Origin of the sequence: Leisingera aquaemixtae (assembly GCF_019801145.1) — a bacterium.
In the GTDB taxonomy this organism is placed as follows: Bacteria; Pseudomonadota; Alphaproteobacteria; order Rhodobacterales; family Rhodobacteraceae; genus Leisingera; species Leisingera aquaemixtae_A.
Window position 1 is genome coordinate 232,978 of the sequence record NZ_JAHVJQ010000002.1, and the last position, 14,390, is coordinate 247,367.

The window sequence follows — 14,390 nt, forward strand, 5'->3', positions numbered from 1 at the left end:
ATTGACGAGTTCCGACAGCCAATAGGCGAGTCAGGCGGAACGTACATTTCACTGTGGCTGATTTGAGACCAATGGAAGCAATTACGCCTAGATCCGGTTGAAGCTTCCTACTCTGACCAGTTTCCTGTGCCTGGAAGGAATCATCGCATGCCGACAAAAGTCTTAGAGTTTCATGGGTTTAAGCCGCTCTCTCAGGAAAGCAAAATGTTTGCTTCCCGACGTTGGTGCCCATTTGTTGACGACAAATGTAAAAAGGCCCGGAGCGGTGGCGCTTGTGCGCTGAAAGCACCGAAATCCGCTCCCGTGATCATCTGCCCAAATCGCTTGTACGGTAATCAATTTGAGGTGATTGGACGCATCGCGAGACAAGCATTCGGGGACGATTGCGAGCTTGTGACTGACCTAGATGCTGAGGCTAGGCGTAGAAACGGCACGTTGAGCGGACGCGAGGTCATCGTGTTCGGGCAGGGGTATAGCGGGGAAGTGGGTATCAAAGCCCCAGCGGCTGAAGGAGAATCCGGGTCTTTCAAAGTAGATTTTTTGCTGACTTCTATCGGGCCAGACCTTGAACCTGAGGCCATAGTGGCTGTCGAAGTCCAGACGATCGACACCACAAACAGCTATAAAAAAGCATCAACTAGCTACTACGCTGAACAAAACCATCCAAGCAAATGGGGAGAAGGTGGAACCAACGCAGGTTTCAATTGGGAGAATGTTACTAAGCGCATCTTGCCCCAGATCATCTACAAGGGACATGCACTTCGACGAGAAAAGTTAGCTCGGCATGGCCTGTTTTTTGTGTTGCCAGATCCGGTTTTACAAAAAATTCGAACGCGCATTGGTAGCTCTCTCTTGGAGTACCCCAAAGGGCCGGGTACCGTTACTTTTCACTCCTATCAACTAGCAGACGAATGGACAGAGGCAGAACGCCCGATTGAGCTTGTAACGGAATTCACCACGACTGTTGAGCAAATAGCGTTTGCATTTGTCTCACCTCAAAACCTTCCCCCTCTGGGGATCTATGAGGATACAATCTCTGCGAAACTTGCTGCCCTAAGTCGCAAAGCCACTCTGTGACTGTCGGGAGGCAACGTTGCTCAGGCCATTGCGGCTTTTTGTGTTTGAGCGTCGTTTGAGCCTGCTTCGGCTTCCAGAATGGCTTTTCCGATGCACTTTCCCAGCAAAGGCGGGACGGCATTTCCTACTTGGACGAACTGCTCTGTCCTCGGACCGGTAAAATGAAACCAATCTGGGAATGACTGCAAACGCGCAGCCTCACGAACTGTAATGCTGCGGTCCTGCTCGGGGTGGATGTATGCCCCCCAGTGAATGTCGCACTTGGTGAGAACGGTGCAAGATAGACCCTCCCAACGCATGCGCCCATATCTTTTCGTGTGATCGCTTCGTTTAGCTCGCTGCATGCCCGCAGGCAAAAGCTCATGAGGCACATCTCGCCAGCTCCCACCTTGAGGAATGTGCTTCATGCGCTCGAGATTGATCGCACCTAGTTTAGATGCCGAATGATTGTGCACCGAGCTCGACCCATTCCTCAGTTCAAGCTGATATTCAGACGTGGCTGGCGTGCGATAGTCGGGTATTCCTTTGTCTTCGCCGTTCATCAAACTTGGCAAGTCGGACAGAGCATCGCGAATTGTAGTGAACGGCTTTCGATCCGGTCCGTGGGTTTTCTCAGGCCACACGATTGGAGCCCCTACTCTATTGCCAAGAAACACCACGCGCCGACGCTCTTGTGGGACGCCATACTCCTCAGCGCGCAAAATTTCAGCTTCGACGGTGTAGCCCAAGTTACGAATTCCAGCCAGAACAGCCTGGAAAGCTTCTCCTTCCCCGGCAGACATGATGCCCGTAACGTTTTCCATCACAAGCCATTTTGGCATCAGCCCTTCAACGATACGCAGGTATTCCTTGAACAAGTGACTTCGTTCATCGTGCATGCCTCGTTGATGGTTGTATACCGAATAACCTTGGCAAGGCGGCCCACCAGCAAGCACATCTAGCTCATACTTTTTTAGCCCCGTCTCTCTCAGAAAATCTTGAGCGGAAAGGTCATAGATCGAGCCAGGCAAGAACTTTGCATCTGGGTGAGTTGCGGCGAACGTATTCCCTGCATGCGTGTCGATGTCATTTCCAGCTAAGACCTTGAAGCCAGCTTGTCTCAAACCTTCAGACAAGCCGCCAGCACCACAGAAAAGATCGATTACACTTGGCCTGCTCATGATGCACTACCTACCTAGTCGATTTGCAGGGATTTCTGATAATGTGCCTGCATCTTGTCCACCCTTTTTTGCTTCATACAACCAGTTGTGCAGGCGCAAATCAACATTGGGAATAGGATAGAGCAGGTGTTCTTAATACGTTCTTATCGGCAGGTGATCTGCACTGCAAGGCCCACAATGGGAGACTTTGAACCATGGTAGCCACCAACTCAGCATTCGCACGCATATCTAGTAGCCTGGAGACGAAGCCTGGGCCAGATTTCTATCACTTTCTTCTCCATAGCATGTGAACTTCGTACGTTCGTTGTGCGTTTCTGCTTCCCGCTTTTGATTTCATCTCTGTGTCAGAACAGTAAGCCTGTTGGGTTATCTTCGAACAGATTGGCCAACCTAATGTACCGTTCCATAGTCGCGCTGGATGCGTGTCCTGTCTGCCGTCGAACAGCATGCTCCGGAGCGCCTGCCATGATAGCACTCGTCACAAAGCCGGCTCGCAAGGAATGTCCTGAGTACTCATCCGGCTTCAAACCAATTCGCGCGACATGGCGTTTGACAATTTTCGCGACGGCTTCGTTTGAAAGCCTGCGCCTACTTATCCGTCCGCCCTTAAGACACGATTTGAAAGCTGCACCCTTTTGCGCACCCATTTCTGCAAGCCAAGCTTCCAAGAACCTGATTGGGCAGTAGCGGGTTCGGCCAAACTGGATAGCGACCAAGCGACCACATCCAGCCTGGTCAGTTTTACTACGCTTTATTGTCATGCGAACACCCGCGGGTACAAATTCGATGTCTTCGACGTTGGTTCCCACCAGCTCAGACCGGCGCAGTCCGCCCGCAAACCCAATCGTTAGAAGGGCAGCGTCGCGCTTCCCGATGGTGCTTCCCGGCAAGCTATCCAGAATTTCCCGCAGGTGCTCGATGAGAAGTGGCTCTACAGCGCGTTGGGGTTTTCCATGAAGCCGGGCCAGACCTCGGACTGTAGAGACCACGAGGCGGCTTTTGACGGGATTTGGCGTGTGTCCAAGGGTTGAATGTAGAGACGACAGAGAAGCCAGCTGCCGCTTGATGGTGGCGACCGTGCAATTGTTTGCACGGAAGGCAACGAACGCAGCGATCTGCTCGGGGGAAGATGGGATGGAGCCACCCCACTTCAAAAAGCTGGTTACATCGGACCTATATGCGCGGCGTGTGTTTGCTGCATAGGCCGCTTCCAGGAGGTCGTTCGCCCCAATTCTGCCGGGTGTGTTATCATCTGAGGGTTTCTTCAGGTCTCTCATGATTTTGCCTCCGATAATGGAAGGTTATCGGAGGTAGACGTGCAGAGCGTCGGCCCGACATTCGTTCAGGAGATCAAACTCGTCCCGCAGAATTGACATGGCCTCGGGCACAGTACAGTCGGGAATACCCCATCCAAGGCCCGTAGCTTGGCATTTCAGTTCGGAGGCTAACGACCAATCGAGGCGGCGGCGCAATTGACCGCAGTCCAGCCGGAACACCAGCGCTCCAACCACCTTCGATCTAGAAACCGAGCCATCCATCGCATCTGCCAGAAACGCTTTCATACGAGACGACCTGCTAGCAAATTTCCTGAAACCAGCTAGGCCGATCCGTGTGTGCTGTCCCAGAACCCAAACCGGTACTGCTGTATCGTCGGGAGCGGGCAATAAAGGGTCATCAATTTCTGTTGATACTTGATCGCCTTCCGAACCCGCGACGAACAACATCGGGGAAAGAATTGAGCCAGTGCGCAGAAGGCCCAAAATCGCGGTTTCTTGAACAGCATTGGATGCGGCTTCAACACCGATTACCTGTATTGCCTCTAGCCACCTTCGCCGCCTGATACCAACTGCCGGTACATCTCCCGCGCAGCCGGCAAGCAGAGCTAAGCGATTTGCTCTTTCAAGCACCCCGCCTTCTGTTTGAAGACCAAAGGGCAGCGATCCTGGGAAATTTTCGTCTGCATACATGGTGCGAGCCTCTCGCAGGCTGATTGAACGGGAGATGACGTCGTAAAGGTCATCAGGCGTTCTGTCCTTCGTTGAGGAGCACATGATCTCAATGAGCGCTGTTGCGACTTTTAGACATCCCCCCAGTTGTTCACGCAATTCCGGTTCTGTTCCCGCTAGGATCGCCATCATTGTGACGTCCAAATCAGCTACGCCAATGTCTTCCATCCCGATAACCGGCAAGCGTTTCCAGAAATACGCAGGGTGATTCTCGAGAAGGTAGCTCGCCGCTTGCCAAGCAAGCTCAGGTTCATCCCTTCGAATTGATTTCTGTAGCAGGCTGGCCGCCAGGTACCGGTCTAAAACTGGACTATGAACCAGGCATCGCGGTTTGAAGCGGGACACCAGCCCATACATCTTGTCCCGAACTGCTGTCTCGTAGTGATCGTGTGCAATCAAAAGTTGCCCCTCCTGAAGTTCCGGAGGGCTATAGATCCCCAATCCAGTCTAATCTTTACGATCCTCTGGTCAATTAAAGTTATTATTTTCAATTACTTGATAGAAATCACATCTTCTCCTCCATTTTCGTGCAATCAGTTGCACGGCAATCTGCAAGCCTCCAAAGGGGATCGTTCCTTCCGACATTTCCGACAACTCGGATGCCGCTAGCTGCCGTATTCCGACAAAGCTTCGGCCTTAGCATCCCTTGGACTGGCACCACGTTGCGAGTTTCGTCGGAAATTCAACAGTTCCGACAATCAGCCGACAAGCAGTGGAAGATACATTTATCTCTCAGTCACCCCACACAATTTATTTTGCGGATGTCACCCCAGCAGGCCCATCGGCGTCGCCAACAAACACAACAAACTGTCCATTCGAAGCTTTACTCAGTTCATAGAAGTCACGGCTGTTGCAGGAGACTTCATACCTGTCAGTACGGAGGTTGTGGACAGCGTACACAGGGGGAGGGCAAGGCCGCCCGCTACTTGTCAACGCTCGTCTGATGACCTTACCCTCTGAGTCGCTGAGTACAGTCATCCCTGGATGCTCTCCGGGTTTGTACGGGTCATAGGGGCCGCTAGGTTGATCCTCATACTTTCCCGCAAAATACAGAACACTTACGACCACTCCTCCGATTAGCCCCCAACGGATGGACTTCTTCCAATCGTCTGCATCTAGGCGACTGTCCTTCGAAGGTTCCATCTGCTTCTCCATTTGGTTTCATGCTGTCAGCATTTTGGTTTTCTGAGGTTGAAGCGTTCCTCGACCACATGGCCTTGAAATCTATGCCTCTGCTACCTGGTCTCCTCTGCACCTAGGGTGGCGATGCAGAAAATAGGTTCTTAACACGAATGTATGTTATAACCGGTCGATTTAAAACAGGTGAAGTCGCACAGATTCCTGTGTGAAGACGACTGTGAAAAGCCCCCTACGAGACGTGCTTGCTCGCAACATGAGAATGCTGCGGGCGGAGCGGGGCTGGAGCCAGGAGTTTCTAGCCGGGGAAGCAAAATTGAACCGGACTTATCTCAGTGCTGTAGAGAGGTCCGAGCAGAACATATCACTGGATAACATCTACAAGGTTGCGGTTGCCCTCGGAGTTCCTGCCAGAGATCTTCTTGACCCTTTGCTTACGCAAAGTAAAAAACAATCTCTCTAGGCTCCCTTATCTTCCGTGCCAAGCTGACCATTCAAGATTACCAAATTCGTGCAATCCATGTAAGTGTTGCAACCGGCTTCAACTCGATGCCTGTAGTTAGCGCCTACCCATTTATCTTATAAACCTTGGATCTTACACCCAGAAGTTTTGCCCTGGCTGCGAGTTCTGAGGGCAGTTCTCGCTCAGTCAAGAGGATCGCGCGTACGGCTACTTCCACTGGCAGGCGTGTTGCCCGGACCACCTCTCGATACTTTATGCACTGGTATATCCCGCGGCGGAGATCATCGTTGCTCGACAAGCAGGACTTGACCTCTACAACAGCGAACTCCTCTCCTCGCGTGAAGAGAACATCAACCCGATCGCCGGACAGCAGATCGCTTTCCGCAACTCCTTCGTAGCCCTTCGGGAGGCCGATCTCGCGTGGATTGTCTCGAGCCCACTCCTTCAGCCGTTGGTGCTGCTTACTCTCGCCCCTGCCGCGCGGAAATTCCGTTTCGGCTTGCTTGCCGTCCTGCTCCGTGAACCTCTTTCGCTCAAGCTTGCTAGGGCGGTCGCCAAAGGCCTCCTGAAAAATTCGATTCCAGCCTTCATACTGTTTGACCGCCTCTCGAACGTTCCTCACGACATCAAGCTTCTGACCCTTGTCTAATTGCTCCCACCGTTGACCACGCTTCTCTCGCCAAAGATTGTCATAGTATCCTGCAAAGCCCTTGCCCGGAATTCCCAAGGTGTTGGTAACTATTGCGTTGATAGGAGGGGCATTCTTCGCAACGGACATAATCTCGTTCATCATCTTGCCAGCAACACCGCCGATGTGGAGGCTAAAGATCTTAGTGGTCCCTAACTCGCGTTCCAGCATCTCGGCGGCTTCACCGTAGGTAACGAAGGGCTCATCCATCGTTTCCAGTTTCTCTAGCAGCAGGGAGAGCAAGTAAGGTGCACCTTTGCGATTGAGCCAATTTCTCTCGTAAGTCATTCGCGCACCCCACCTTTCCATCAGTTTCTCACATGAGCATTCAAGTAATGGGGGAAGTCAATGCTGGGTGACTTCCTTGGCGGCAACAGCGTATCAGAGCACAGTTTTTTTAATCTTAGCAAACTTATCCCAATGGAATTGCTTACCTTCTTTCCATGACGGGTATCCATTCACGATGGCCCAATGCTTCTTTTCGAACCATCTAAAGCGGACCTTCCTTTGGCTCTTCGACAGGCTCGGAGAGCTCAGAACCTTGTAAGTGGTTCGACGAAGTCTTTTGGCCTTCTTCTCTGCCTCTTCAGACCACCAAACGTGTAGTCCAAGCGGGTTCTTTGGCACCAGATGGTAGCCCAAGAACGGAAATGCTTCATTGGGAGCATAAATCTTGGGGAACTGTTTTGCTTTGAGCGGCCCGGCAGGGTGTTGATGGAGCAACTTCTGAAGTATGTCGCGTAGTTCAAAGGCCGCGTTTTCACTTTTGCAAAGACAAAGATAGTTGTCCGCATAGTTCACGATACGCCACGCTCCATCCGGGACGTTCTTAAGAACCCATGCAAGCAACAACTCTGCTGCAAAAGGCGAGACCTTCGAGCCTTCAGTCAAACCCGACCGGGCCGATCCCCAATCGGCATCCATCAGCCCGAATTTTTCAAGGGGCGTTTCAGGAAGACCGTCGAGGTCCAAGCAAATCTTCTCTACCTCCTTCTCATACTGGGGAGAGAGAACGATATTGAGCTCATCACCAGAAAGTACATTGGTGACAACTCTTTCGGGCAGGGAGAGGTACTTTGCCACCCCTTCCCTGTCGAAACTCTTGAAGCAGTGATATACGTCTATCTCAAAGACGTGCCGGTAACCCTTGCGGTAAGCCCGTAGCAAATGCTTGATTGCGGCTTCCCGCCCGCCATTGAACTGGTACTGTTCCGCCTGAAGATCCCAACCAGCCAACAACAGGTTGCGCACTAGGATCTGGCGGGCCCGGTTTTCCAGCCCGAAACTCAGAATGTACCGGTAGCTTCCCCACGTGTGGTCAGCACAATCAGGTTTCAACTTAGGATGCAGACGAACCTCTTCCGCGCAAGGTGTCCAAAGATGAAGCTTCCGTGCAATTGATTGCACGTCCTCTTCGCTGAATTGCTTCCCCAAATCTTTAACCGCCTCTTTCACCGCAGCGTAGCGACAAGCAAAGCTGTTCAAGTACTCCCTGCTGGCAGCGCGAAAGCCCTTGCCCTTGCCATGCGCCATTTGGACTTTGCTCCAAAGACGCCGCTCCTGGTGGAAAAGTTTTGATGATCTGACCGGCATTCTTGGCTCCCAGAACTGAGAGTGTGCAAACAATTGCACGATCCACTCGTTGACGATTACTGGTCCGCTGCCGTGCGGCATTTGACGGGCTGCATGCGCTGCTGCTCAACCCAATTATCAAACTCATCTAAGTCGATCAGAATTTTTCGCCCAATGCGCAATATGGCGGGTGCAAGCCCGTTGCCAGGGACAACTGCGCCACCCGTACCGAGACGGTCCTCCGCTTGAAAGATCGCGTGGCGCAGAAAACTCTCAGTTGCCCACCCATATTTTTTCAACGTCAGCATCTGCTTGACAGTCACGAGTTTGCGCTCCGACACAGGTGCGTTTTCGTTCAGTGCTGTTCCGTGATTATAGTGAGAGGGTGATTTCAGTGCGCTGGTCTGCGGTTTGTCTTTCTTGAGCATCGAACTATCCTCCTTGAAAACTCGATGCCCCAATTTTTTGTGGGTATTTTGGTGCTGTAAACAAACCCACCAAGAGAAAAAACATTATTTTACAATATTTTAAGAACGTCTGGCTGGGTATTTATTAGCGACGTTTGATGCCCCAAAGACCCAAGCTAACCACGCCATTTAGCGATTCGCTTTCGAAGCGTTTCAGCTTTAGCAGCGTGTTGCTTACCGACTAATCGTTTCGCTAAGTCGTCTGCCAACTCACGGGTGCTCATCTTTGCAGCCGCTGCGCCGCAATCTGCCAACAGTTTCTCAAACTCTGCTTTGATCGCGGCCCACTTCATTTCTGCTGGTGACTTCTTGGTACTAAGGAACCCCGTCGAAGACTTAGCTTTTTTCTTCGCGTAATAGTCTTCGGCTTTCTGCAAGTATCCTGTGGTATCGGGCCACTTCTTCAATGCCCACGTCACGAAGGTCCGCGTACTCATCATAATATCACGAGCATCCTTCACCTCTAATGGTAAAGGCTGCGCTGGGTGGAGCGGATGTTCCGGGATTTCTCCCCTCAACGCCCTCAATGCTACAAGAAACGGGCGCCTAGTGTAGTCGTAAACCTCTGGCTCAGGCTGAGTATCCCACTGCATATACCCCTTACCAACGGGCTCCTCCTTAAGTGCCGGATTCACCTTTGCTACCAGGCAGCACGCTGTGTGAAGGTCGATGAAGTTTCGTTGGAAGTATTTTTTCGTGGCTTCAACATAGTCGCTATCGGTCATGTCGAGTGACCATTGGATGTCGCTATTCATCGCCCAACACACCCTTCATAGTCTTCTCGAGAATAGTCTTGGTGTGGTCGTCACTCAGGTGCGCGTACCTGGATGCCATCTGAAACGACTTGTGCCCAAGGACGGCTGCAATTTCAGGCACTGAACCCCCATCCATAGCAATGTAGCTCGCTGCGGTATGCCTGAGGTCATGGAAACGGAAATCCTCTAGACCAGCTTCTTCAACCGCGCGGTACCAAGCGGACTTGATGTCAATTGGACGCAGGCCGCTACGGCCAGGAAACACGAGACCCGAGTTTGCCTCTTTCTGTTTGTAGAGCTGTTTTAGCCTATCCAAGATAGGCACAAGTAGATGCGTAGATCGCCGTGTGCCATTCTTTGTCTCTTCTATGATGACTTGCCCGGTTTCCAGGTTCACCCGATCCCAGTCTAGCTCCAGAATTTCCCGTCTGCGCAACCCCGTGGTAATCGCAATCAAAACGATGGTTTCAAGGAACTGGTTTTCGCTTTTGGAGCAAGCGGAGAGAAGGGCTACTCGCTCGGCTGCGTTCAAGAACCTCACTCTTCCTTGGGGTTCCTTCAGCTTCTTGACCCGCTTCATCGGGTTTTGCTCCAGCCATCCGTATTCCCGAACTGTGATCTCGAGTACATGGTGGAGGGCCGCCCAGTAGCGGTTCACAGTCGCGTTTGAAACATTCCCTCCGCGTCTGCCACGATGCTCCGAGATAGAAGTCCTTGCCTTCAAGAGCCGGTCGGTCGTGACCTCAGAAAGCTTCAAGTCGCCAATGAGTGAGTTCCAAACTGACAGTTGCTGCTTCTGGTCCTTGGCCGACTTCTTGTCCGGTAGAACCTCGAGCACATAGCGATCTATGGCGTCCGCCAATGTGTGCTTTTTCGCTTCAGATCCAATCGGTCTCTTTCCAGCGTCGATTCCTGCTTCAATCTGCCTAGCCCAAGCTTCAGCATCGCTTTTGCGATCAAAGTATGCCGACTGCTGCTCATAGCCCTTGCGGCGAACCTGGGCTCGCCAACGAAAACCTTTCGCACTTTGCACTCTTTGAACAGACGCCAAGCTCGCCACTCCGTTGGCAATGTTGGTTATCGTCAAGGATAGGGGGATTTGTGGAGATTTGCACCGTTTTTGCACCAAAAACCGTGTCAGCCCAGAAGGCTTATCCTGCTAGGCTTGTAGGTATTTGATTTTTAGGTAGGAAGTGGTGAGCCGTGCAGGATTCGAACCTGCGACCCACTGATTAAAAGTCAGTTGCTCTACCAACTGAGCTAACGGCCCACTTCTTCGTCGCGGTCTAAGTGTTTTTCCCAGAAGGTTCAAGCACTTATTTCGCTTTGGTCCGGCGTGGCGGTGTGTGTCACGCTGTCCCGATAGGCGGCGTATCTAGGGCCAGTGCGGCGGGGGGTCAACCCCTTTTTTCAACTTTTCTCAGCGAAGGCTGGATTCATCTCCGCGCCGGGTCTATATGCCCGCCATGAGCACCTCGGCAGACACAAAACTCCCCTTCATGAAGATGCACGGGCTGGGCAACGACTTCGTCGTTGTCGACGCGCGCATGCAGGATATTGCCATCACCCCGGCAATGGCCAAGGGAATCGCGCACCGCCAGTTCGGCGTCGGCTTCGACCAGCTGACGGTGATTTCGAACGGCCCGGGCGACGCGCATTTGACCTTTTACAATGCCGACGGCTCCACCTCCGCGGCCTGCGGCAATGCCACCCGCTGCATTGCCCGTCACCTGATCCTGGAAACCGGCAAACCGGAGCTGCACCTGACCACCGACCGCGGCGACCTTTATGCCCGCGACGCCGGCAGCGGGCTCACCTCCGTCAACATGGGGGCGCCGCAGCTGGACTGGCAGGACATTCCCCTGGCCGAGGAAGCGGACACGCTGGAGCTGCCGATCGAGGGAGGCCCCACAGCCACCGGCATGGGCAACCCCCATTGCACCTTCTTTGTCGAAGACGCAGAGGTTATTCCGCTGGAGGAATTCGGCCAGCGCTATGAGCACCACACGCTCTACCCGCAGCGCACCAATGTGCAGGTTGCCCAGGTGACCGGCCCCGACCGCATCCGCATGCGCGTCTGGGAGCGCGGTGTGGGGGTTACACTGGCCTCCGGCTCCTCCTCCTGCGCAACGGCCGTTGCAGCCGCACGGCGCGGGCTGACGGGCCGCAAGGTGCAGATCGACCTGGACGGCGGCACCCTGTGGATCGACTGGGCCGAGGACGGCGTCTGGATGACCGGCCCGACCATGCATGTGTTCGACGGCACCTTCACCCGTGAATTCCTGGAGTCGCTGGCATGAGCGTGCCCAAGTTCACCACCCTCGGCTGCCGTCTAAACGCCTATGAGACCGAGGCGATGAAAGAGCTGAGCCAGCAGGCGGGCCTGGAAAACGCCGTGGTGGTCAACACCTGCGCTGTGACCGCTGAGGCCGTGCGCAAGGCGCGCCAGGAGATCCGCAAGCTGCGCCGCGAAAATCCGGAGGCGCCGATCATCGTGACCGGCTGCGCGGCCCAGACCGAGCCGGAAACCTTTGCCTCTATGGAAGAGGTCACCCGCGTCATCGGCAATACCGAGAAGATGCAGGCCGAGACCTGGCAGCAGATCGCCAAGGGCCCGGATTTCATCGGGACGACGGAGAAAGTCCAGGTCGACGACATCATGTCGGTGACGGAGACTGCAGGCCACCTGATCGACGGTTTCGGCACCCGCAGCCGCGCCTATGTGCAGGTCCAGAACGGCTGCGACCACCGCTGCACCTTCTGCATCATCCCCTACGGCCGCGGCAACTCCCGCTCGGTCCCTGCCGGTGTGGTGATCGACCAGATCAAGCGGCTGGTGGACAGGGGCTACAACGAGGTGGTTCTGACCGGCGTGGACCTGACCTCCTGGGGCGCCGATCTGCCCGCACAGCCCCGCCTGGGCGACCTAGTGATGCGGATCCTGAAACTGGCGCCGGACCTGCCGCGGCTGCGCATCTCCTCGATCGATTCGATTGAGGCGGACGAAAACCTGATGCAGGCGATTGCCACCGAACCGCGGCTGATGCCGCATCTGCACCTGTCGCTGCAGCACGGCGACGATCTGATCCTGAAACGCATGGCCCGGCGCCACCTGCGCGACGACGCCATTGCGTTTTGCGAGGAAGCCCGCCGGCTGCGCCCGGAGATGACCTTTGGCGCCGACATCATCGCGGGCTTCCCGACCGAGTCTGACGCTCATTTCGAAAACTCGCTAAAGCTGGTCACCGACTGCGGCCTGACCTGGCTGCACGTCTTCCCTTATTCCAAGCGCGAGGGCACCCCGGCGGCGAAGATCCCGAACCAGGTGAACGGCAATGTGATCAAGGAGCGCGCCGCCCGCTTGCGCGCCGCCGGCGACGCGCAGATCAGCCGCCATCTGGCAGAGCAGGTCGGCAAGACCCACCGCATCCTGATGGAAAACCCGCACATGGGCCGCACCGAGCAGTTTACCGAGGTGGCATTTACAATGCCGCAGGAAGAAGGCCGGATTGTCAGCGCAGTGATTGCCGGCGTTGAGGGCCACCAGCTGGTGGCTTGAACCGGACGGGAATTGCCAACACTAAGCTTTCCCGCTAAATATCAAAGCACGGTCCCGGATACCTGCCGCTCGCGGCCTCTGGCCATGGTGAAATCCGGACAAGGTTTATCCTGACGCCTGGGTGCACTCCCGGACAGCAACGCGAGCCCTGTCTGCAACGGCATTAGCACCCTTTTGCGAAAGGACCTTCCATGCAGACAAACTCTGCCCTTCCTTCTGTTGCGCAGCTCAAAGCCGAAGCACGGCTGCTGCGCAAGCATTCCGAAGCCCAGTGCCAGCCCATCAGCCACAGCACCGCCTTGGAGCGAATTGCCCAGTATTACGGCTTCCGCGACTGGAACACTCTCAGCGCCCGTGCTTCCAACGCGCCGGAGCTGCAGGTGGGGATGCGGGTCGAAGGGCGTTATCTAGGCCAGCCCTTCACCGGCTATGTCCACGGGCTGACAGCCTGCGGCAGCAACGGCCACCGCAGGATCACCTTGCAATTCGACACGCCGGTGGACGTGGTCCAGTTCGACAGCTTCTCGTCCTGGCGGCACCGGGTATCCGCGGTCATCAATGCGGACGACCGCTCGCCGCAGAAGACCTCCAACGGCCTTCCGCATCTGACGGTCAGCCCGCTGGCCTAGGCCGCCAAGCACGCCCCCAGCAATGAAAAACCCCCGCAAGTGGCACTTGCGGGGGTTTGATGTTTCAGCGCTGTCAGCCGCCGGGGATCAGTGCTTGCCCTTGTGCGGCGCCCACAGGCGCTTGTTGGTCAGATACAGCATCACCGACAGCAGGGTCAGGAACAGCACGCCGACAAAACCGGCCTGCTTGCGCGCCATCATCTTGGGCTCGGCGGTCCACATCAGGAAAGCCGCGACGTCCTGCGCCATGGCGTCCACGTCGTTGGCGTGGCCGTCTGCGAATTCCACCTGCTCGTCCGACAGCGGCGGCGCCATCGAGATCCAGCCGCCCGGGAAGGCGGTGTTCTCATAGAAGATGGTGCCAGCCTCTTCCTTTTCCTCTCCGGTGTAGCCGGCCAGCAGCGAGGCGATGTATTCGGCACCGCCCATGCCCTTGAACAGCTGGTTGATGCCCAGGCCGTAGGGGCCGTGGAAACCCGCACGCGCCTTAGCCATCATGCTGAGGTCCGGGGCGCCGGCGTTGTTGTTCTCCGGGAAATTGTCGACCGGCTTGGCCGGGCGGTCCTCATCCAGTTCCGGATCGTAGACGCTGAAGTTGTCAGCTGCGTAGGCACGCACCTGGTCTTCCGGCATCTGCGGGCCGCCCTCGTCCGACAGGGTGCGGATCGGCACCAGCTTCAGCCCGTGGCAGGCTGCGCAGACTTCGGTGTAGATCTGCAGGCCGCGCTGCAGCTGATTGCGGTCGTAGGTGCCGAACGGCCCTTCGAACGAGAAGGCGTAGTCGGTGATGTGCTGCTCGCCGCCGCCTGCTGCGTAAGACGCAGCAGGGATCATGGCCAGAGCGAAGGCGGCACCGGTTGCCAGTTTCTTGAACATT

The 14,390-nt window shown here is 55.2% G+C and carries 14 protein-coding genes and 1 tRNA gene; 5 read left to right on the top strand and 10 right to left on the bottom strand.

Annotated features, from left to right (window positions below; translation table 11 throughout):
• Positions 1 to 147 precede the first annotated feature (147 nt).
• Positions 148 to 1,077, top strand: a complete 930-nt coding sequence (locus tag KUW17_RS05635) for a NotI family restriction endonuclease (protein WP_222476657.1) — start codon at positions 148 to 150, stop codon at positions 1,075 to 1,077.
• A gap of 20 nt (positions 1,078 to 1,097) precedes the next feature.
• On the opposite strand, the gene KUW17_RS05640 is transcribed toward KUW17_RS05635, so the two are convergent.
• The 3 genes from KUW17_RS05640 to KUW17_RS05650 all read right to left on the bottom strand — a co-directional run bounded on the left by KUW17_RS05640 (position 1,098) and on the right by KUW17_RS05650 (position 4,642).
• Complete coding sequence (locus KUW17_RS05640; protein ID WP_222476659.1) at positions 1,098 to 2,237, bottom strand: DNA cytosine methyltransferase; 1,140 nt, start codon at positions 2,235 to 2,237, stop codon at positions 1,098 to 1,100.
• Between the two features lie 344 nt (positions 2,238 to 2,581).
• Complete coding sequence (locus KUW17_RS05645) at positions 2,582 to 3,514, bottom strand: site-specific integrase (protein WP_222476662.1); 933 nt, start codon at positions 3,512 to 3,514, stop codon at positions 2,582 to 2,584.
• Between the two features lie 24 nt (positions 3,515 to 3,538).
• A complete protein-coding gene (locus KUW17_RS05650) occupies positions 3,539 to 4,642 on the bottom strand; it encodes a hypothetical protein (protein ID WP_222476664.1) in 1,104 nt (367 codons plus the stop codon).
• Positions 4,643 to 5,636: 994 nt separating this feature from the next.
• Between KUW17_RS05650 and KUW17_RS05655 the strand changes: the two genes are divergently transcribed.
• The gene (locus KUW17_RS05655; RefSeq protein WP_261397022.1) at positions 5,637 to 5,843 is read left to right on the top strand and encodes a helix-turn-helix domain-containing protein; all 207 of its coding nucleotides are present in this window, start codon (positions 5,637 to 5,639) and stop codon (positions 5,841 to 5,843) included.
• A gap of 103 nt (positions 5,844 to 5,946) precedes the next feature.
• On the opposite strand, the gene KUW17_RS05660 is transcribed toward KUW17_RS05655, so the two are convergent.
• The 6 genes from KUW17_RS05660 to KUW17_RS05685 form a co-directional block, all read right to left on the bottom strand.
• Positions 5,947 to 6,819, bottom strand: a complete 873-nt coding sequence (locus KUW17_RS05660; protein WP_222476670.1) for a hypothetical protein — start codon at positions 6,817 to 6,819, stop codon at positions 5,947 to 5,949.
• A gap of 93 nt (positions 6,820 to 6,912) precedes the next feature.
• Positions 6,913 to 8,124, bottom strand: coding sequence for a hypothetical protein (locus KUW17_RS05665; protein ID WP_222476671.1), 1,212 nt, complete (start codon positions 8,122 to 8,124; stop codon positions 6,913 to 6,915).
• Positions 8,125 to 8,180: 56 nt separating this feature from the next.
• Entirely contained in the window at positions 8,181 to 8,531 is a 351-nt protein-coding gene (locus KUW17_RS05670; protein WP_261397023.1) for a hypothetical protein, read from the bottom strand.
• A gap of 155 nt (positions 8,532 to 8,686) precedes the next feature.
• Positions 8,687 to 9,295 carry a hypothetical protein gene (locus tag KUW17_RS05675; protein WP_222476672.1) on the bottom strand — a complete coding sequence of 203 codons (609 nt, stop codon included), beginning with the start codon at positions 9,293 to 9,295 and terminating at the stop codon, positions 8,687 to 8,689.
• Positions 9,296 to 9,317: 22 nt separating this feature from the next.
• Positions 9,318 to 10,412 (bottom strand): tyrosine-type recombinase/integrase, encoded by a 1,095-nt coding sequence (locus KUW17_RS05680; RefSeq protein WP_222476674.1) that lies wholly within the window; start codon positions 10,410 to 10,412, stop codon positions 9,318 to 9,320.
• A gap of 107 nt (positions 10,413 to 10,519) precedes the next feature.
• Positions 10,520 to 10,595 (bottom strand) — tRNA-Lys (locus KUW17_RS05685).
• A 187-nt stretch (positions 10,596 to 10,782) separates the two neighbouring features.
• Between KUW17_RS05685 and dapF the strand changes: the two genes are divergently transcribed.
• The 3 genes from dapF to KUW17_RS05700 all read left to right on the top strand — a co-directional run bounded on the left by dapF (position 10,783) and on the right by KUW17_RS05700 (position 13,513).
• A complete protein-coding gene (gene dapF, locus KUW17_RS05690; protein WP_222476684.1) occupies positions 10,783 to 11,625 on the top strand; it encodes a diaminopimelate epimerase in 843 nt (280 codons plus the stop codon).
• A complete protein-coding gene (gene mtaB / locus KUW17_RS05695) occupies positions 11,622 to 12,884 on the top strand; it encodes a tRNA (N(6)-L-threonylcarbamoyladenosine(37)-C(2))-methylthiotransferase MtaB (RefSeq protein WP_222476689.1) in 1,263 nt (420 codons plus the stop codon). The genes dapF and mtaB overlap by 4 nt, the downstream gene beginning before the upstream one ends.
• A 191-nt stretch (positions 12,885 to 13,075) precedes the next feature.
• Complete coding sequence (locus KUW17_RS05700) at positions 13,076 to 13,513, top strand: glyoxalase superfamily protein (RefSeq protein ID WP_222476690.1); 438 nt, start codon at positions 13,076 to 13,078, stop codon at positions 13,511 to 13,513.
• An 87-nt stretch (positions 13,514 to 13,600) separates the two neighbouring features.
• Here the strand turns inward: KUW17_RS05700 and KUW17_RS05705 are convergent, their stop codons facing one another.
• Positions 13,601 to 14,389, bottom strand: a complete 789-nt coding sequence (locus tag KUW17_RS05705; protein ID WP_222476691.1) for a cytochrome c1 — start codon at positions 14,387 to 14,389, stop codon at positions 13,601 to 13,603.
• Position 14,390 lies beyond the last annotated feature (1 nt).

Bases quoted from the DNA above. Each gene is read 5' to 3' on its own strand.
- KUW17_RS05635 (WP_222476657.1), top strand. From the start codon at position 148: ATGCCGACAAAAGTCTTAGAGTTTCATGGGTTTAAGCCGCTCTCTCAG.
- KUW17_RS05640 (WP_222476659.1), bottom strand. From the start codon at position 2,237: ATGAGCAGGCCAAGTGTAATCGATCTTTTCTGTGGTGCTGGCGGCTTG.
- KUW17_RS05645 (WP_222476662.1), bottom strand. From the start codon at position 3,514: ATGAGAGACCTGAAGAAACCCTCAGATGATAACACACCCGGCAGAATT.
- KUW17_RS05655 (WP_261397022.1), top strand. From the start codon at position 5,637: ATGAGAATGCTGCGGGCGGAGCGGGGCTGGAGCCAGGAGTTTCTAGCC.
- KUW17_RS05660 (WP_222476670.1), bottom strand. From the start codon at position 6,819: ATGACTTACGAGAGAAATTGGCTCAATCGCAAAGGTGCACCTTACTTG.
- KUW17_RS05665 (WP_222476671.1), bottom strand. From the start codon at position 8,124: ATGCCGGTCAGATCATCAAAACTTTTCCACCAGGAGCGGCGTCTTTGG.
- KUW17_RS05670 (WP_261397023.1), bottom strand. From the start codon at position 8,531: ATGCTCAAGAAAGACAAACCGCAGACCAGCGCACTGAAATCACCCTCT.
- KUW17_RS05675 (WP_222476672.1), bottom strand. From the start codon at position 9,295: ATGACCGATAGCGACTATGTTGAAGCCACGAAAAAATACTTCCAACGA.
- dapF (WP_222476684.1), top strand. From the start codon at position 10,783: ATGCCCGCCATGAGCACCTCGGCAGACACAAAACTCCCCTTCATGAAG.
- mtaB (WP_222476689.1), top strand. From the start codon at position 11,622: ATGAGCGTGCCCAAGTTCACCACCCTCGGCTGCCGTCTAAACGCCTAT.
- KUW17_RS05700 (WP_222476690.1), top strand. From the start codon at position 13,076: ATGCAGACAAACTCTGCCCTTCCTTCTGTTGCGCAGCTCAAAGCCGAA.
- KUW17_RS05705 (WP_222476691.1), bottom strand. From the start codon at position 14,389: ATGTTCAAGAAACTGGCAACCGGTGCCGCCTTCGCTCTGGCCATGATC.